The 16,805-nt window shown below is 45.2% G+C and carries 18 protein-coding genes; 6 read left to right on the forward strand and 12 right to left on the reverse strand.

All coding sequences use genetic code 11. The features are described from left to right. Positions 1-133: 133 nt before the first annotated feature. The 6 genes from ABDK00_RS14565 to ABDK00_RS14590 form a co-directional block, all read right to left on the reverse strand. On the reverse strand, positions 134-925 hold the full coding sequence (locus tag ABDK00_RS14565) for a hypothetical protein (RefSeq protein WP_346236641.1): 792 nt from the start codon (positions 923-925) through the stop codon (positions 134-136). 278 nt (positions 926-1,203) lie between these two features. Further along, positions 1,204-2,382 carry a hypothetical protein gene (locus ABDK00_RS14570; protein WP_346236640.1) on the reverse strand — a complete coding sequence of 393 codons (1,179 nt, stop codon included), beginning with the start codon at positions 2,380-2,382 and terminating at the stop codon, positions 1,204-1,206. A 102-nt stretch (positions 2,383-2,484) separates the two neighbouring features. Continuing rightward, positions 2,485-3,207: a hypothetical protein gene (locus ABDK00_RS14575; RefSeq protein WP_346236639.1), complete on the reverse strand. Its 723-nt coding sequence runs from the start codon at positions 3,205-3,207 to the stop codon at positions 2,485-2,487. Between the two features lie 324 nt (positions 3,208-3,531). Beyond that, positions 3,532-3,876 carry a 50S ribosomal protein L20 gene (rplT, locus tag ABDK00_RS14580; protein WP_114792010.1) on the reverse strand — a complete coding sequence of 115 codons (345 nt, stop codon included), beginning with the start codon at positions 3,874-3,876 and terminating at the stop codon, positions 3,532-3,534. A gap of 75 nt (positions 3,877-3,951) precedes the next feature. Further along, positions 3,952-4,191, reverse strand: coding sequence for a 50S ribosomal protein L35 (gene rpmI, locus ABDK00_RS14585; protein WP_425474780.1), 240 nt, complete (start codon positions 4,189-4,191; stop codon positions 3,952-3,954). Positions 4,192-4,287: 96 nt separating this feature from the next. Then, entirely contained in the window at positions 4,288-5,361 is a 1,074-nt protein-coding gene (locus ABDK00_RS14590) for an acyltransferase (RefSeq protein WP_346236638.1), read from the reverse strand. 233 nt (positions 5,362-5,594) lie between these two features. Here ABDK00_RS14590 and ABDK00_RS14595 point away from each other — a divergent pair, with 233 nt between their 5' ends. Next, complete coding sequence (locus tag ABDK00_RS14595) at positions 5,595-7,838, forward strand: cation:proton antiporter (RefSeq protein ID WP_346236637.1); 2,244 nt, start codon at positions 5,595-5,597, stop codon at positions 7,836-7,838. A 6-nt stretch (positions 7,839-7,844) separates the two neighbouring features. Here the strand turns inward: ABDK00_RS14595 and ABDK00_RS14600 are convergent, their stop codons facing one another. Then, positions 7,845-8,495, reverse strand: a complete 651-nt coding sequence (locus ABDK00_RS14600) for a hypothetical protein (RefSeq protein ID WP_346236636.1) — start codon at positions 8,493-8,495, stop codon at positions 7,845-7,847. Between the two features lie 350 nt (positions 8,496-8,845). Here ABDK00_RS14600 and ABDK00_RS14605 point away from each other — a divergent pair, with 350 nt between their 5' ends. From ABDK00_RS14605 to ABDK00_RS14620, 4 genes are all read left to right on the forward strand, one after another. Then, on the forward strand, positions 8,846-9,256 hold the full coding sequence (locus ABDK00_RS14605; RefSeq protein ID WP_346236635.1) for a DoxX family protein: 411 nt from the start codon (positions 8,846-8,848) through the stop codon (positions 9,254-9,256). Further along, complete coding sequence (locus ABDK00_RS14610; protein ID WP_346236634.1) at positions 9,257-9,676, forward strand: thioesterase family protein; 420 nt, start codon at positions 9,257-9,259, stop codon at positions 9,674-9,676. Next, positions 9,663-10,640, forward strand: coding sequence for a site-2 protease family protein (locus tag ABDK00_RS14615; protein WP_346236633.1), 978 nt, complete (start codon positions 9,663-9,665; stop codon positions 10,638-10,640). Before ABDK00_RS14610 ends, ABDK00_RS14615 begins: the two co-directional genes overlap by 14 nt. A 128-nt stretch (positions 10,641-10,768) precedes the next feature. Continuing rightward, on the forward strand, positions 10,769-11,152 hold the full coding sequence (locus ABDK00_RS14620) for a VOC family protein (protein WP_346236631.1): 384 nt from the start codon (positions 10,769-10,771) through the stop codon (positions 11,150-11,152). Positions 11,153-11,262: 110 nt separating this feature from the next. On the opposite strand, the gene ABDK00_RS14625 is transcribed toward ABDK00_RS14620, so the two are convergent. From ABDK00_RS14625 to ABDK00_RS14635, 3 genes are read right to left on the reverse strand one after another with little or no spacing between them, the layout of a single operon-like run. Further along, entirely contained in the window at positions 11,263-11,664 is a 402-nt protein-coding gene (locus tag ABDK00_RS14625) for a thiol-disulfide oxidoreductase DCC family protein (RefSeq protein ID WP_346236629.1), read from the reverse strand. 2 nt (positions 11,665-11,666) lie between these two features. Beyond that, entirely contained in the window at positions 11,667-12,092 is a 426-nt protein-coding gene (locus tag ABDK00_RS14630; protein ID WP_346236628.1) for a hypothetical protein, read from the reverse strand. Positions 12,093-12,102: 10 nt separating this feature from the next. After that, on the reverse strand, positions 12,103-13,404 hold the full coding sequence (locus ABDK00_RS14635; protein ID WP_346236627.1) for a Gfo/Idh/MocA family oxidoreductase: 1,302 nt from the start codon (positions 13,402-13,404) through the stop codon (positions 12,103-12,105). Positions 13,405-13,577: 173 nt separating this feature from the next. Here ABDK00_RS14635 and ABDK00_RS14640 point away from each other — a divergent pair, with 173 nt between their 5' ends. Beyond that, on the forward strand, positions 13,578-14,921 hold the full coding sequence (locus ABDK00_RS14640) for a DUF1080 domain-containing protein (RefSeq protein ID WP_346236625.1): 1,344 nt from the start codon (positions 13,578-13,580) through the stop codon (positions 14,919-14,921). A 101-nt stretch (positions 14,922-15,022) separates the two neighbouring features. On the opposite strand, the gene ABDK00_RS14645 is transcribed toward ABDK00_RS14640, so the two are convergent. Further along, positions 15,023-15,745 (reverse strand): hypothetical protein, encoded by a 723-nt coding sequence (locus ABDK00_RS14645; RefSeq protein ID WP_346236624.1) that lies wholly within the window; start codon positions 15,743-15,745, stop codon positions 15,023-15,025. A gap of 65 nt (positions 15,746-15,810) precedes the next feature. Beyond that, positions 15,811-16,797 (reverse strand): L-glyceraldehyde 3-phosphate reductase, encoded by a 987-nt coding sequence (gene mgrA, locus ABDK00_RS14650; RefSeq protein WP_346236623.1) that lies wholly within the window; start codon positions 16,795-16,797, stop codon positions 15,811-15,813. Positions 16,798-16,805: the final 8 nt, after the last annotated feature.

The following is a 16,805-nucleotide window of genomic DNA, read 5'->3' on the forward strand; positions in this document are numbered from 1 at the left end:
TACGAATGACCGTCAACATATAATCGATGAAGCCGGCGCATTTTTCGACGGGTCAGGGCAATTTTCTCGACAAGAATAATCTGGCTATAGAACTTTGACAGAATTTTCAGTTGAAAAACCTATAGCCCATAAACTAATCCAAACGCGTTATTTGTACGTTATAGGTATAATTACTACGCCCATTGGGACCACCATTTATGGCTGCACGAATCCTTAAAGGTTCGTTAGCCTTAAGTTTATAAGTCGCCGAACATAACACATAAATAACCGCAGGACCAATACCCGCTTCCGGGATAGAGACTTTTGCGCTTGTCCAAATTTGGCCTTGGCCCGAGGATAAAGCAACTGATGGGTGCACAGCCACGAATCCAAGAAACCCATCATCTCCGGCCACATCGGATTGCGGAAAACCAACGATCGCTTTTATATCGTAAAGGCCATCTTTTTTGGGAGTGAACACGCCGCCGGAATACTCGCTAAGATTATCGTAATGTTTGATATCCGTACCAGATAAATTTGTCCATACGGAATTAGGCAATGTAAAATTTGTACCGTTTACGGAAACAGCGCTTTTTACATTTGCTGTTTCTAATTTAACTACACCATTAGCATCGGCTACCAGCGTTCCCGCTTTGCTTTCAGTGGGTGATACAGGCACTAAGCCCTCTAATTTTAGCGGGTCTGAAGTCGCCTTGACATGCAACTTATTATCTGCCGCGCCACCCGTAGTCCCGATCCCCACATTTCCGTTATCCTGCTTTACAACAGTTTTGGACCCATTGGTAGCTTCTACCTCGAAATTGGTGTTAGCGCTAACGGTAGTTGGATTGGAACCAACTTTTATCTGTGCCTCGCTATTTGAAATAAAAAAGCTAGTGAAAGTTAAACACGCAAATAACCTTAATGATTTTTTTAATCTTAACATTGAAATTAATTTAGACTGTAATGATTATTGGCTTTTCCTGGTTGAGGCAACGGCTTAAGGCGGCGCAAAAAATTGCAAAAGCGATGCAAAGAAACAATTGATTTTCTGCTGTATTAAAAACAATCGATGAAACAGGCACCTTTTTCGAAGAACAGGGCCATTTATTCGATAAACAATTTCTCCAACTATCTTTATTTGATGTCGAAACATCGAATTTGATGGATAAAAAAAAGTGCCTCACCTGGAGACACTACTACTTTAATTTATTTAGTGTTTATTTACTGGCTTACCACTTTCACCACTTTGGAGACGCGCTTGGCGCCGTCTTTATCAAACTGAACGATGCGAACATATTTGGCGCTCTGGGCCAGGTCGGCTCCCGCTTCCACGTCACTCATTTTTTTGGTACAGGCAGCTGTGAAGCTCAAACCGATCATAGCCAGCATCAACCATTTTCTTTGAGAATGCCTGATGCCGCCGGGAACGAATAATAAAAGAGAAAGCAAACCCATACCGGCAATCGCCGCACCTGATACAGCTGCTTCAAACTGATAGTTGAGTGTCGTTGCTGATGCGCCGTCTTCTGCCTTGGAGTCTATAAGTCCCAGCTGCTTCCAAACAATACCGTCAACCGAGCCTTCTACCGAGAATGCTTTGCTGTTCGATTCACTGAGTGTTTGCCAGTTTACACGTAGCAATCCGTTGCTGTAGATAGCGCTGATGGGTCCAAACACTGCCGGCAGCGGCTGGCTTACCGATCCGATGCCGATCGCGCTGATATTACTTTGTATCGTGCCGCTCAGCGTACTGTTTTCGGTATTGCCAGATGCGGTTGCCGAACCGCTGAGATCGACCCAGTGGCTACCATCCCAGCCTACCAGTCTTAAGTTGTTTTGTAAACCAAAATCAGTCATATCAGGAATACTCACCGTAATGGTTTTACCCGAGGCGTCACCGCTCAGGTCCTGCCAATCCCACTGGCCATAAGGACTAACGCCTACAATCGGTTCGAACGAACTACTTACCTCATGCGTGCCACCACTCGCTCCAGTTGAAGTCGGGTCGAGGTTGCCCGAAGGATCGCCTACGATCCAAGCCGTTGCATAAATACCTGTTGATGCGGGAGCCGTAATCGTCAGCGTTCTTAAATCGCTGTTTTGCCCCGTCGGGAAAGTAAAAGAGGCGGCGGCAGCATTATTGCCATAATATTTTACATAACCGTCGATATAAGCGGTACCGTCAGCCGCGTTGGTATAAGTAGCTGCGCCCAGCGCACTGAAATAACCCGGCGAAGCCGAACGGTCGGTGCTCCAGGTTTGGCCGCCAGGAGTTGAAAGGCTTACCGTTCCAAAATTGGCAGCCTCCGAACCACTGAATACGTGGTTGCCCGAGGTTTGTCCTTGGGACAAAAGAGTCAAATGAGCCAGCACAGCTAATAGTGAAACTTGATATTTCATGTGTTATAAATAATAATTAACGACGCCGTTACATTGTATTTCATGGCGGCAAGCCGGGCCCTGCCACCGAGAGATACCCAAAGGAAAATCTTCTTTTTGCGACTAATCGAGACGGGTAACCTGAATGGAGTAGGCATAATCATCGTGCGCACCTCCTCCATATGTTCGCGCGTGAAAACCGAGCGATTCCCCCGCCTTAAGCTTGTAAGTAGCCGCACAAAGCGTACGGACGCTCGCAGTATAGCCGCCCGATTCGGGAATGGGAACTTTAGCAGACGTGATCATAGGTTTCTGTCCTGAAACTAACGTATTTGCAGGAATTATCTCTACAAAGCCCAAGTATCCGTCCACTACATCGTTGGTCGAACGCTGTGGGAAAATGACAATTGCTTTAATATCGTAAAGGCCATCATTTTTTGGAGTAAAAAAGCCATTGGAAAACTCGCTGAGATGATCGTAATGCATGGAGGAGTTGCCCGTCAAAACTGCCCGTCCATTCGCTGCAATGGTTACCGAACTACCGTCTATAGAAACGGCACTTTTGACGTTGCCGGTTTCGAGCTTGACCACCCCGTTGACATCAGCAACCAGCGTGCCTGCCTTGGTTGCCGCGGTAGAGATGGCGCCTAAGCCCTCCAGCTTGATTGGATCGGAAGTTGCTTTTACATGCAATCGATTATCTGCTGCTCCCGCAGTGGTTCCGATTCCTACGTTGCCATTGTCCTTTTTTATCACGGTCTTCGTCCCGTCGGCGGCCTCCACTTCCATATTTGTATTAGCACTTATTGTTACCGGGTTTGCTCCAATTTTTAACTGAGCATGCACGGCAATAGAAATTATAAAGAAGGTTCCAAGACAAATAGGTCTAGCGACTGATTTTGCAGTTGTTAACATAAGCATCAATTTTATAGATAAAGAAATTTGGTGAGACGGAGGTTAAACTATTAGTATCGTGTTTTTCAAAAAGTTACAAAGCGCTACAAAAGAAAGGATTATCGATTAATCAAAAAAGAAAAATCAAAAAATTTTTTATGGCGCGTAGCGCCTGTAGTTAAACTGTCGTCGATCTCAAACGAAAACAGATGGCTTTAATATAATAAAAAAGGCGACACTTTCGCGTCGCCTACACTATAATGATGTGAGAAATTTTTACTTTACCGAAGCTACCAAAGCTTTAAAAGATTCGGGGTTATTCATCGCTAAATCAGCCAAAACCTTTCTATCAAGTTCGATGCCTTTGGTTTGCAGCTTGTTGATGAACTGAGAATAAGTTAAACCTTCTTCACGAACGGCAGCGTTGATACGTGCAATCCACAAAGTGCGATATTCTCTTTTCTTTAATTTACGACCTACATACATGTAAGTCATCCCTTTTTCAACAACGTTTTTTGCAACGGTATATACGTTTTTACGTTTACCGTAAAAACCTTTGGCTTGTTTTAATATTTTTTTTCTGCGGGCTTTAGAAGCAACTGCATTTACTGAACGTGGCATATCTAATTATTTTTGATTTTAGAAGTCGGAGTTTGAGGTTCTTATTCTAAAATAATTTTAAAATTGATGATTAAATTATTTCAAACGAAGTAAGCGTCTTACAAAATCCATATTGGGTTTTGCAACAACGCCATCAATACGCATATGGCGTTTGCGCTTTGTTGATTTTTTGGTCAGGATGTGACGTTTGAAACTTTTTTGATGCGTGATCTTGCCAGTAGCTGTTACTTTAAAACGCTTCTTTGCGCTTGAGTTTGTTTTTACCTTAGGCATGGTAAATAAATATTTAATTGTTACACCTTTGAGGCGTTTCACCACAGGGCGAATCCTTTTCGGGCCTCTTCAGGAAATATCCGCTTTTAAAAAACGGAGCGCAAAGATACGGGGAATTGCTGATTTTTATTTTAGTATTTATTTATTTATCCCTAAAAATTTGTTCTTCAACCATTTGCGTATCGGCTCATCGTAAAATTTTAAGACCGCCCACGCCAATGCCAGCGCGCCAATAACAATGCCTGCTGCGAAAAGATATATGTTTTGCAACCCCGGTTTGGTGGCCGAATAACTGATCAAAAACCACATCATCCAATAATGTGTCATATATAAAGGATAAGAGATGGCACCCAATGCCACGCATAGTTGTCGCACCCATCCGGTAACCTGTGTACCCGCGCCGAGCGCAATCAACAGGGGAAACACGAAAACTACGAACGCCAATTCCACCCACCAGTCGTTCTCGGTATGCGGAAACAGGAAGACGCCAGCCAATGCCAGTGCATATAAAAGAAAACCTATTTTGTTTTGAATAGTCAGCCGAAACCTGAACACCGCCACGCCCGCTAGAAAAGAAAACAATACCCTTGCGTAACCGTCGCCATAGCTGGCAGCGCCCCACCCGCCAATAACGCCGCCATGCAAATAAGCAACCATACTAATAAACAACAGGGAAGCCGCTAAAAACACGAGCAGCATCTTTTTGGAAATACGCACTAAAACAAACGCATATAATAAATTAATAAAATATTCCATAGAAAGCGACCACGCAGGCGCATTCAGCGGAAAAACATTTCCAAACCGCCCCAGGATAGGCGCGGGCAATAATAACAACGAACACATGGTGGCCATTATAATTTTTCCCCAGCCAAATTCCTGCAAAGGATCGGAACTTGCAAAGGGGTCTAAAAAAAGGCCGGCCAATCCCAGCAGCGTGCCGAGCACCACCAGCGGTTGCAGCCTGATCAGGCGATTGATCAAAAACTTTTTTACGCCCAGCGCCGGCATACGGCTATCGTAAGCATAAGCAACAACAAAGCCCGAAAGGCAAAAGAAGAAGTCGACCGCCAAAAAGCCATGCGCAATCATCAATTTGGTAAAATCGGGAATAATGATTTCGCCGCAATGAAAAATCACAACGGCAATGGCCGCAATACCACGCAGCCCGTCCAACAATTCATAATGGGGTTTGCTATGTATGTTATTGACCATTTCTTAAGATTTATCTCCCATTTTTTTACTTTCTAACACTTCAAAAACCACGATTGGCGGAGCGCGGATTATGGTTGCCTGATCCCCAATTTCAATGCTTTTGAAATCAAAAAAAAATACTACATTTCCGCTAAAACCAAGAGCGCTATCGAAGCGGTTGTAAATAATGCAAAGCGCCGTAGCCCGTCAAAGGCAGGCAAAAGTAGCATTAAAGCCGAGTGTTTTGATAAAATATGAACCATCTACCACATTTAATTACAGACCTGGCTCTTATTTTGGGCGTCGCTTCTGTTATCACAGTTATTTTCAAACGTCTTCAACTTCCGCTAATATTGGGCTACCTCGTGGCGGGCATCCTGATAAGCCCCAATTTCAAAATATTTCCGCCGAAAGTTTATGAGATTACCGACGTGCAAATCTGGGGCGAAATCGGCGTTATCTTTCTGCTATTCAGCCTGGGGCTCGAGTTCAGTTTTAAAAAGCTGGCAAAAATGGGCGGCTCCGCCACAACGGCCGCCGGCTTTGAAGCTGTGGGCATGGCGGTCGTCGGTTACATGCTGGGCAAATTGCTCAATTGGCCTTTTATGGACTGCATTTTTCTGGGCGCCTGCTTAACAATCTCTTCTTCCTCGGTGATTGTTAAAAGCTTTAGCGACCTCGGCCTGAAACAAAGAAATTTTGCACAGCTGGTTTACGGCATTTTAGTAGTTGAAGATTTGATTGCGGTTGTATTATTGGTATTGCTGGGAACTTTCGTGGCCAGCAATTCTTTCGACGCAGGCGAACTGGGCATGTCGATTCTCAAACTCGTTTTCTTTTTAATCGTTTGGTTCGTCGGCGGCATTTTACTTATCCCTACCTTGTTAAAGCGCGCCAAAAATTTCCTGACCGATGAAATTTTGTTGATCGTTGCCGTGGCGATGTGCTTCCTGATGGTATATCTTTCTTCGCAGGCAGGGTTTTCGGCAGCTTTGGGCGCTTTTATCATGGGCTCGCTTTTAGCGGAAACCACCAAAGCAGAGCGAATCGAACATCTGGTGATACCGGTGAGGGATTTGTTCGGCGCCATTTTCTTTGTCTCGGTGGGCATGCTGATCGACCTGAACGTTATCAAAGACCACTGGCTTCCCATTTTATTAATTACGGCTGCCGTTGTGATAGGAAAAAGTTTTGTAATCACTTTGGGCGCTTTTATTTCCGGAAACGGCCTGCGCACTTCCATTCAAACAGGCATGAGCCTGGCGCTCATCGGCGAGTTTTCATTCATCATCGCCTCTATGGGCGTGAAGCAAAAGGTAGTGAGCGAAGAACTCTACCCGATCATTATCACCGTTTCGGCACTGACCATTTTTATTGCTCCCTGGCTTACCATTTCCAGCACCCGGATATATAATTGGATCAATAAACGCCTTTCGGCGAAATGGGAAACCCGCCTCAATCGCTACAGTGTTGAAGCTACGGCGCTGCGGGCTGTCAGCGATTGGAATCATGTGTTAAAATTCTTCCTTATTAATACCGTTGTATTTTCGGCAATCGTGATAGCGATCATTGCCATCACCAACACTTATATTTCGCCCTGGCTGGAAGGTTTAGGTTATAATTTTGGCCGCGTCACTTCCGCTATATTGGGATTGATGGCAATGGTTCCGTTTTTATGGGCGCTTATCATCCGCAACGAAAAAACAGAGCCTTTCGCGCGGCTCTATACGCAGCAAAAATATCATGGCCCCATCTGGATCATGCGTATTATCAAAATGGCGCTCGCCTTATTTTTTATCATTCTTTTCCTTCAAAATGTTTACTCCCTGGATATCGCATTGTATGTTGGAATTGTGTTGCTGGTCGTGATTTTAATATTCCGCAAAAGGCTTCAAAAAACCTATGATAAAGTGGAGGACAGGTTTGTAAAAAATCTTAACAATCGCGAAATAGAACAGCAGCGGATACTGGCAGAGCTCGATGCCCAGCGGCGAGACCAAACCCTGGCGCCCTGGGATGCGCACCTGACCACTTTTGAAGTGTCGGCGGAAGCGGTAAATGTAATTGGCAAAACATTGGAGGAATTGCAATGGCGGGAGCGCGTGGGTGTGAACGTTGTGATGATCAAAAGAGGCGTTATCACCATTATTCCGCCTGAACGCCAGGACCGGATTTATCCCGGCGACAAACTTTTTATTATTTGCACAGATAGCCAGGAACGAAGGATGAACGTGTTGCTGCGCCCGGATAAAAAGCTGCTTAAAAATAACCGGCAGATCGAAATGAAGCTGGAACAGCTCGTCATTACCGCCGATTCGCCCTTCCTTTATAAAACCATTCGCGAAAGCGATATCCGCGACAAAGCCCATGGACTGGTTGTGGGTATTGAGCGCAATGGCCAGCGCTTCTTAAACCCCGAGTCGAACTGGGTTTTTGAAGAAGGCGATGTGGTATGGATTGCAGGCGAGAAAAAACTAATCGAACACATCGAAGATTAGACGCGCCTATTTTATTTTATAAGTTTCGCCAGACTTTTGGCTTTCTACTTTTTGCCGGTTACCCGCATTTTTTGTGTTGCATCCATTTTGAGTAAAATACACAATAGCCGCAATAGCTGCTACCGCGAACAAAACCCACATCACCGTGTTACGCTTTCCTTTTTCGGGAGGAAGCGCCAATTGTTCGCGCATCTGCGAGGTGGTAGTTTCCCGGTCTCCCACTATGGTGGCATGGCTCGTATCCTGCCTGATGATCTTTTTGGCAGCTACCATTGTAAACGGCGACAGGTTTTCTGATTCGGGAACAAATTGAATCTGACCTTCGGCTTTTTTCAGGCTCCCCACGCTTTTCCAAACCACAGTTCCCCCCTGCTCAAGCTGGCCGGACGAGGTTGCTGCGAAATTCAGAAAGCGTTCTTCGGCCGCCTCGGCGGTTATACCCAGGTGGGTTGCCAGCCACTCGTATAAACCTTTATTTTCTGTAGCGCTATCCGGAGCTTCGCTTTCCTGCGCGAAATCCACTTCCCAACCCGGCGGCGTGATGGTGCCTTCCGTCAGGTCCGGACTGGCTTTTTTTTCTTTTATTGTAAACACACCAATTTGAGGCAATCCCAATTGCTTCTTTTCAAACAGGTACTTCGCCAGCGCATCATACATATCTCGAAAAATTTTACGACGAATATAGGATAATTCATTTGTTATGTTTAACCCCTAAAAAGCAGCCAACGGTTATCATTATTTCGTTAAGTTTGTTTGAAATAATGCTGAAAGCAATCTTTTTTAAAAGCAGGGCGTGCCGAGGATATCCTGCGCCACGCTATTTAGCTTTTTTAGACGCATAAAACAAAAAAAATTACGAATGAAACGTTCATTGTAAAATTTTCATTTTTATCAGACTGGGGAATGAAAATTTTATACCTGATAAGTTCCCTGCCCGAAAGTTCAGGCGGGCCTGCCCGAAGGTTCAGGCGGGCATTCGACGCATAAAACCATAAAAAAATTTACGAATGAAATTAATGACCTCAAAATATGCCGAACCGTCGGTAAGTATGGCCTTATTATTACTGCGCGTTGTAGCGGGCTCTTCCATGTTGATGAACCACGGTCTGAAAAAAATATCCAATTTTAATAACATCGTAATCAAAGGGTTTGCCGACCCGTTTCATATCGGTACAAAAGCTTCGCTCGGACTTACCGTTTTCGCCGAAGTATTTTGCGCAGCACTAATCATACTGGGATTGCTCACCAGGCTGGCCAGTCTGCCATTAATCATGGCCATGACCGTTGCTTTATTTTTTGCGCACGGCGGCGAACTCTATGGAGAAGGCGAAAGTGCCGGTATGTTTTTAACAATATTTATTGTCATTTTTTTGATGGGTCCGGGCAAATACAGTTTGGATAAAAAGCTAGGTAAATAAATGTTTCATGCCGAAACAAAAATAAGAGTTCGCTACGCGGAAACAGACCAAATGGGTGTGGTGTACCACAGCCATTATTTTCAATATTTTGAAGTGGCACGCGCCGAGAGCATTCGCGACCTGGGCCTCACCTATGCTGATATGGAAAAAAGCGGCATCATGATGCCCGTGGCGGAAGTCAATTGCAAATATTTGCGGCCGGCATTGTACGATCAATTACTGACGATAAAAACCATGTTGAAACAACTTCCGCAGGATCACAAGATTTCTTTTCACCAGGAAGTATATAATGAAAAAAACGAATTGTTGGCGTTTGGAAAGGTAACACTGGCCTTCATCGACACAAAAAATAAACAAAGGGCCAGAATGCCCGAAGCGCTTTATCAGAAAATAAAATCTTTTTTTGATGCCAACGGCTGACACCGCAAATGCACCGACGCAATATCTAACCTATCCTCCCCGATACGATCCGGAACCAGTTGAGCGCCGCACGGTGGTGTTAAACGGATTATATAGCATCGCTATTTATCTCGGCCTCGGCTACCTCATGCTGCGGAGATGGGATCTTTTATTGGTACTGTTCGGCATTATCGTGTTGCATGAAGCAGGGCATTTCCTGGCAATGAAATGGTACCGCTACGCAGACCTCGGCGTATTGTTTCTTCCTTTTATCGGCGCTTTTGTGCAGGGAAAAAAGAAAGAAATCAGCCAGCAGGAAAGCGCTGTAATTCTTTTGGCGGGGCCTTTGCCCGGGCTTTTACTCGGCATACTCCTGCATTTTATCGGCAATGCGCACAGCTTTGTAGGAGACATTCCGCTTCACCTAATCGCTCAATTGCTCATTTGGGCCAACCTTTTAAACCTGCTCCCGGTTTATCCGCTCGACGGAGGACAATTGATAACACGCATTTTTTTAAATGAAGATGAGCGCTATACTAACATTTTTTTCTTCCTGTCGATCGCTGCCATTGCGGCATTTGCCATTGCTGTTCAATTTTATGTGCTGCTTATCTTTCCTCTTTTATTGCTCTATCGCTTTTTTAAAACCAGGCGCTTCAGCAAACTTGAAAAAGAACTGGACGAGCAATCGCTGGATCTTGATAAACCTTTCGAAGAACTGACGAACGAAGAATACTGGCGCATCAGGGCTGTGGTGATCCGGCATATCAACGGCTTTCAACAAGTAGCCCCGGGTCCGCCTTTTGAATATGATGAAAAAGAAGGACAGATTGCGCATGAAGTTAACAATGCGTTGCAACGCCGCCTCATCATGGACCTCTCTGTTGCCCAGCGGCTTTTATTGTCATTGATTTGGGCGGCGGCGCTGCTGCTACCCTTCTGGCTGCAGATCGATTTTTTATTATTGCAATACTTCGGCAGATAGCTTATTTTTAACCTTCATTAAAAATATTCTACCGATGAAACGCTCGTTATAAAATTTTCAGTTTATCACACAGGACAGTGAAAATTTTATACCTGATAAGTTCCAGTCGAACCATAAAAAATAAACGAATGAAAATTGCTAAAGGCCATCAACCAGTGATGCCCTATCTCATTTTAAAAAATGCTATGGGGTTTATAGATTTTACGCGGAAAGTGTTTGGCGCTGAAGAAGTATTTAAAAGCTTCCGCGACAACGACAATCAAATTATTATGCACGCTGAAGTGCGCATCAACGGCTGTAATATCATGTTTGCCGACATGAATGAGTTTTACAGTGTGGCCAATGCCAATCTTTTTATTTATGTTGATGATGCCGACGAAACGGTGCGGATCGCTTTAGAAAACGGCGCTAAAATAATCAACGAATTAGCCGATCAGGACTACGGCCGCAGTGGCGGTATTGAAGACCCCTTTGGCAATGTATGGTGGGTGACGAGCATGAATGGGGAATAGACAGTAGTGAATGGTGAATAGTGAATGGTCAATGGTCAATGGTGAATGGTCGATGGTGAACGATGAATGGTGAGTAGGCAGTAGTTAATGGGCAATGGGGGTTGGATATCTTAGAGAAATTTTTGTTTCAATTCAGGGGTTGGCATCATGCACTCCGCCCTTTTACCAAATATACGGTAGCGGTTTCTGGCGATCGCGTCGTAACAAAAATTCCTGATGAACCGCGGAACGATCAAAAAAGCCGCCAGCAAACGGGTAGGAAAAGAAAGATGCTGCGCTACTCGCAAGGCAGCATCGGACCGCGTATAAACCTTATCGCCCTGTATATAAACAAAACTGCGCAACGGATGATCGCGCAGGCCTATTCGCGATAGCAATTCCTTACCCGCCTGAGATTGCAGCGACGCAAATTTGAAAATTCCTTTTTTATCGCGTTTAATAACAAACTGAACGGCGCTATTACAGAGATTGCATACACCATCAAAAAGAATGATATGCATTGCATCTTTCATAATTACTGAGCTGTAATGCTAAAATAAACGCGGGTTTCCGCCCTTTCAACGGTTTTCGTGGGATCGGGTGTAATGCTGTCGAGTTTAAACAAATATTTATGGTCGTTGACTGACAATGGGTAGGTTTCGCTCAGCCCCCGCCTGCTGCAGTCGGGGCCGGTACAAAGCTGAATATTGCGTTCGCTGGTGCCGCCCGCTACCACATTCAACACAGCAACAGCTTCGCCCGCTCTTACGCAATTGGCATTTAAGGGACACCGGCTTTCTGCCACTTCTTTCAAAGTGATGGAAAGATTTTCAAAACGCGCCTGCTCCTTGAGTTTGAGTGCAAAGTCATGCCGGGGCGTCACAATGGCCTTGGTTCCTGATCCGCAGGAAGCCATCATCATAGCCAAAAGAAAATAGATTAATACAAATTTACTGCTCATAGCTATCAGTTTATACAGCCGGTAGTTTCCATCCGTTTTGATAAACCGGTTTTACCAGCTGCGTCGCTTTCTCAACGTTAAACTCATTCTTTGCCTCATTCCAGTAAATTTTCTCACCTGCGCGTAGCGCAACATTTCCAAAATGGCTGGCGATCGCCACTTTTGCTCCGGCATCAATGGGGCAATGCAGATCTTCCTTTTTACGCGACTTAACCACATCAATAAAATTAACAGCATGCAGATCCAGTCCACGATCTACCGATTTGGCCCAGGGAATCGATTCCATCTTATTCTTTTCTCCCTTCACTTCCCAGCCCTGCCTGTTGAGCAGCAGCGTTCCGTTTTCGCCGATGAAAGCAATGCCGTGCTGCATGCCATACAATCCAACACCGGTGGCCATATTATGCTCCCAACTCATTTGGAAATTTCCAAAATCATAAAGCGCTGTTTGTATATCCGGTGTTTCGCGCGCATCTTCAGGAAATACATATTTACCGCCGGTTGCCATTACTGATTTCGGCATGCCTGCTTTCATGCCCATCAACACCATGTCGATCAGATGCACTCCCCAGTCTGTCATCAACCCTCCCGCATAATCCCAAAACCAGCGAAACTCATAATGAAAGCGATTTTTATTGAACGGGCGCTTTTTGGCGGGCCCGAGCCACATATCATAATTGACACCGGCAGGGACAGGCGTGTTAGGCACCACAGGCAACGGAGTCGTGCCGCCGCGATACATCCATGCTTTTGTTGAAGACACTTTACCCAACTTGCCGGAATGAACAAACGCAATCGCATCCCTGAAATGCTGCTGGCTGCGCTGCCACTGGCCTACCTGAACCATACGGTTATAGCGGCTCACCGCCTTCTCCATCAGCTGTGCTTCATAAATAGAATTAGAAATAGGTTTTTCACAATACACATCTTTTCCTGCCGCACAGGCATCAATCATTTGAAGGCAATGCCAATGATCGGGCGTGCCCACTACTACCACATCCACATTTTTATCTGCAAGCAGCTTCCGGTAGTCGCCGTAAATTTTTGGCCGGATGTTTAATTTTTCAAGATCAGCTTTTCGTTGATTAATAATATTTTCATCAATATCACAAAGCGCTACACAGGTCACTTCCGGAACTTTTAAAAGAGCGGTAAGATCGCTCCAGCCCATGCCTTTGCAACCGATTACGCCCACACCTATCTTGTCGTTAGGAGATATTTTGCTTTTTACAGAAGCAAGCATTTCCAACGGCAGGAAAGCCCCGGCTCCGATCATAACTGAATTCTTTAAAAAATCCCGACGATTATTCATTTGTTATACTTTTATAAAACTGAATTAGTAAAAAATTATGCTTTTAAGTTTATATTTGACGTCATTCTGGCCCTGCAACGTTGTATAAGATAGCTTAGAAGACGATGCCTTGCGTGTAAAACTTTACACCTACAGTGAAAAAATAAATATACACATATTATCAATTACAGACGATGAAAAAAATTTATGTTCTGAGTGTGATGGTTTTGCTGCACACGATGGGTTGGGCCCAATGGCAGCCCTTGTTTAATGGCAAAGATCTTACAGGCTGGAAACAGCTCAACGGGAAAGCAAAGTATCATGTGGCAGATGGCGCCATTGTGGGCACCACCAAGCTGGGTGAGCCCAATTCTTTTTTGGTGACAGAAAAAGATTATGGTGATTTCGTATTAGAATTTGAATTTAAAGTAGACAGCACGATGAATTCGGGCGTTCAGTTTAGAAGCCTGAGCACACCCGATTATATGAAAGGCCGGGTGCACGGTTATCAGTTTGAAATAGACCCCTCGCCGCGCGCGTGGACCGGTGGCGTTTATGACGAAGCGAGAAAAGGCTGGCTATATGCGTTGAACTTAAATCCCGAAGGACAAAAAGCTTTCCGCCAGGGTGCATGGAATAAGGCGCGTATTGAATGCATTGGTAACTCGATCAGAACCTGGGTCAATGATATTCCGGCCGCTCATTTGATAGACAATGAAACCGCCAAAGGATTTATTGCCTTGCAGGTTCATTCGATTGGTAAAAAAGCAGATGAAGGCCGGCAGATCAGTTGGCGCAATATCAGGATCAAAACGCAAAATTTGAAACCCGCGCCTTTGCAAGGCGTATTTGTTATTAACACTATTCCCAATAATCTTTCAGAAGCCGAAAAGAAAATCGGCGTGAAACTTCTATTCGACGGCAAAACCAGCCAGGGTTGGCGCGGCGCCTACAAAAAAACCTTTCCCGAAAAAGGTTGGGCTATTAAAGACGGGGAACTAAGTGTGCTACCCGCCGATGGTGGCGAATCGACAAACGGCGGCGACATTGTTACTGAAAAAGAATATAGCGCTTTTATATTACAGTTTGATTTTAAACTTACGGAAGGAGCTAACAGCGGCGTTAAATATTTTGTAACGGAAAGCGAGCAGAATAAAGGCTCCGCAATCGGCTTGGAATACCAGATCCTCGATGACGAAAAACACCCGGATGCCAAGATGGGAAGAGATGGCAACCGCACACTGGCTTCGCTTTACGACCTGATCACCTCAGATAAAAACCCGCGTGCCCGCGTTAAAATCGGCGACTGGAACCGGGGCATCGTGAAAGTTTATCCCGACAATCGCGTAGAACACTGGCTCAACGGCTGGAAGGTAACCGAATACGTGCGCGGCTCGAAAGCGTTTAAGGATTTGGTGGCCATCAGTAAATATGCCAAGTGGCCCAATTTCGGGATGGCGCCGAAAGGCCATATTTTGCTGCAGGATCACGGCAATCGCGTATTTTTCAGAAGCATTAAAATACAAGAGCTGAAATAGAATGCGGCAGATGGATTCGCTTAAAAAGCATTTAGCCAACTTATAAAACTAAAAGGGTCCCGCACAAGTGAGACCCTTTTATTTTATCAGCAATAAGTGCATTACTTCATGCGCCCCCAGATTTCATAAATCGGATCGCCTTTCGAGCTTTTGCCGGAATGAATCCAATTCCCGTTTTCAAGTTGCCCGTCGAAGGTTAAAGACATGCCCACGCGTGATCCATCGCGCGAAAAGAACTCAATGTTTTCGGTATATTTTCCATCTTTAAAACTATAAGTTCCACCACCAGTGCCGGAAAATTCGCCGGTTTCAATATTGATGGCCGCCCATTGAAACCTGGTGCCGGTCAGTAGTTTCAACGTGCGCCGCGCACGCAGCGGGATATCGTTCATCTGGTCGCCCTGCCTGCGCTTGATAATGCGCCAGTTGCCTGCCAGATTTTTATCGCCTTCATCCACACGCTTCCATTTTATTTCAAAACCATCCACGGTGGTGCTCAAATCATCGCCGGACAATTGAAACGCGTACGCATGTTCTTTGCCAACGTCCGATTTATCAGCGCTGTTGAACTGAACCATTACATTAATTTTTCCGTTGTCCACCGTATAAGGCCCGCCCGATGTCATCATAAATTTTTTACCAGCAAGATCGTAATGCGTAAACATGCAATAGCCATCCTGCAAGAGCAAAGAAAACTGCTGCCCCTCATGGCTGGCGCTCCACGCGCCATTAAGCGAGGCTTCCGCCGGAATGGGCGCTTTACTCTTCATCGCTAAAAAAACTACGGAACAGCAAAGGAGTAGTGCAAACTGCTTTAGTTTCATGTGTGTATTTTTAATGGTTTATAATGGGCTGCCAGCCGCCGAGCCTATCACTGTGCGGCGTCGATTCAGGTAGCCAGGATATTGTCGATGGCATTGAGCTCTACTTTGTCGAAAGATTTATTCCGTAAACATTTTAAGGAGTCTAACAATTGAGTAGCGCTGCTTGCACCAACCAGCACTGAGGTGACGCGTTTATCTTTTAACAACCAGGCCAATGCCATCTGCGCGAGGCTTTGCCCCCTGTCGGAAGCTATTTCATTTAGCTTCTTTAGCTGCGCTACTTTCTCCTCTGTTACCATATCTTTTTTTAGAAAGCCATGCTCCTTCGCTGCCCTGGAATTGCGCGGAATCCCTTTCAAATATTTATTGGTCAGCAAACCCTGCGCCAGCGGCGAAAAGGGTATGCAACCGACGCCGTTTTTTTCCAACACATCCAGCAAGCCCTCTTCCACCCAGCGTTCATACATCGAATATTTGGGTTGATGAATTACACAAGGCGTTCCCATTTTTTTCAACATCCGGATGGCTTTTTTTGCCTCATGGGCTTTATAATTGGAGATGCCCACATAAAGCGCTTTGCCCTGTCTGACAATCAGGTCGAGCGCAGCCATTGTTTCTTCAAGCGGTGTATCCGGATCGGGGCGGTGGTGATAGAAAATATCTACATACTCGAGGTTCATGCGCTTTAAACTTTGATCGAGGCTGCTGACCAGGTACTTCTTACTTCCCCAATCGCCGTAGGGGCCGGGCCACATGGTATAACCGGCTTTGGTAGAGATGATCAACTCATCGCGATGGCTCTTAAAATCGGTGTGTAAAATCTTCCCAAAATTTACCTCGGCGCTGCCGGGCGGCGGACCATAATTATTAGCAAGATCGAAATGAGTGACGCCGTGATCAAACGCTGTGTGCAACGTTTTCCGATAAGCACGCTCGCTGTCTACATCTCCAAAGTTGTGCCATAGCCCCAGCGAAAGAGCGGGTAATAAAAGGCCTGATTCACCGCAACGGCGATATTCCATTTCAGTATAACGCTTGTCTGAAAATTTCATTTCTATGA

This window comes from Niabella insulisoli, from assembly GCF_039652435.2.
Classification (GTDB): domain Bacteria; phylum Bacteroidota; class Bacteroidia; order Chitinophagales; family Chitinophagaceae; genus Niabella; species Niabella insulamsoli.

What these genes read in the sequence shown, in the direction of transcription:
- ABDK00_RS14620 (WP_346236631.1), top strand. Translation starts at nt 10,769, where the DNA reads ATGAAAATTGCTAAAGGCCATCAACCAGTGATGCCCTATCTCATTTTA.
- ABDK00_RS14630 (WP_346236628.1), bottom strand. Translation starts at nt 12,092, where the DNA reads ATGAGCAGTAAATTTGTATTAATCTATTTTCTTTTGGCTATGATGATG.
- mgrA (WP_346236623.1), bottom strand. Translation starts at nt 16,797, where the DNA reads ATGAAATTTTCAGACAAGCGTTATACTGAAATGGAATATCGCCGTTGC.
- rplT (WP_114792010.1), bottom strand. Translation starts at nt 3,876, where the DNA reads ATGCCACGTTCAGTAAATGCAGTTGCTTCTAAAGCCCGCAGAAAAAAA.
- ABDK00_RS14590 (WP_346236638.1), bottom strand. Translation starts at nt 5,361, where the DNA reads ATGGTCAATAACATACATAGCAAACCCCATTATGAATTGTTGGACGGG.
- ABDK00_RS14640 (WP_346236625.1), top strand. Translation starts at nt 13,578, where the DNA reads ATGAAAAAAATTTATGTTCTGAGTGTGATGGTTTTGCTGCACACGATG.
- ABDK00_RS14625 (WP_346236629.1), bottom strand. Translation starts at nt 11,664, where the DNA reads ATGAAAGATGCAATGCATATCATTCTTTTTGATGGTGTATGCAATCTC.
- ABDK00_RS14595 (WP_346236637.1), top strand. Translation starts at nt 5,595, where the DNA reads ATGAACCATCTACCACATTTAATTACAGACCTGGCTCTTATTTTGGGC.
- ABDK00_RS14645 (WP_346236624.1), bottom strand. Translation starts at nt 15,745, where the DNA reads ATGAAACTAAAGCAGTTTGCACTACTCCTTTGCTGTTCCGTAGTTTTT.
- ABDK00_RS14610 (WP_346236634.1), top strand. Translation starts at nt 9,257, where the DNA reads ATGTTTCATGCCGAAACAAAAATAAGAGTTCGCTACGCGGAAACAGAC.
- ABDK00_RS14615 (WP_346236633.1), top strand. Translation starts at nt 9,663, where the DNA reads ATGCCAACGGCTGACACCGCAAATGCACCGACGCAATATCTAACCTAT.
- ABDK00_RS14635 (WP_346236627.1), bottom strand. Translation starts at nt 13,404, where the DNA reads ATGAATAATCGTCGGGATTTTTTAAAGAATTCAGTTATGATCGGAGCC.
- ABDK00_RS14600 (WP_346236636.1), bottom strand. Translation starts at nt 8,495, where the DNA reads ATGTATGATGCGCTGGCGAAGTACCTGTTTGAAAAGAAGCAATTGGGA.
- ABDK00_RS14570 (WP_346236640.1), bottom strand. Translation starts at nt 2,382, where the DNA reads ATGAAATATCAAGTTTCACTATTAGCTGTGCTGGCTCATTTGACTCTT.
- ABDK00_RS14605 (WP_346236635.1), top strand. Translation starts at nt 8,846, where the DNA reads ATGAAATTAATGACCTCAAAATATGCCGAACCGTCGGTAAGTATGGCC.
- ABDK00_RS14565 (WP_346236641.1), bottom strand. Translation starts at nt 925, where the DNA reads ATGTTAAGATTAAAAAAATCATTAAGGTTATTTGCGTGTTTAACTTTC.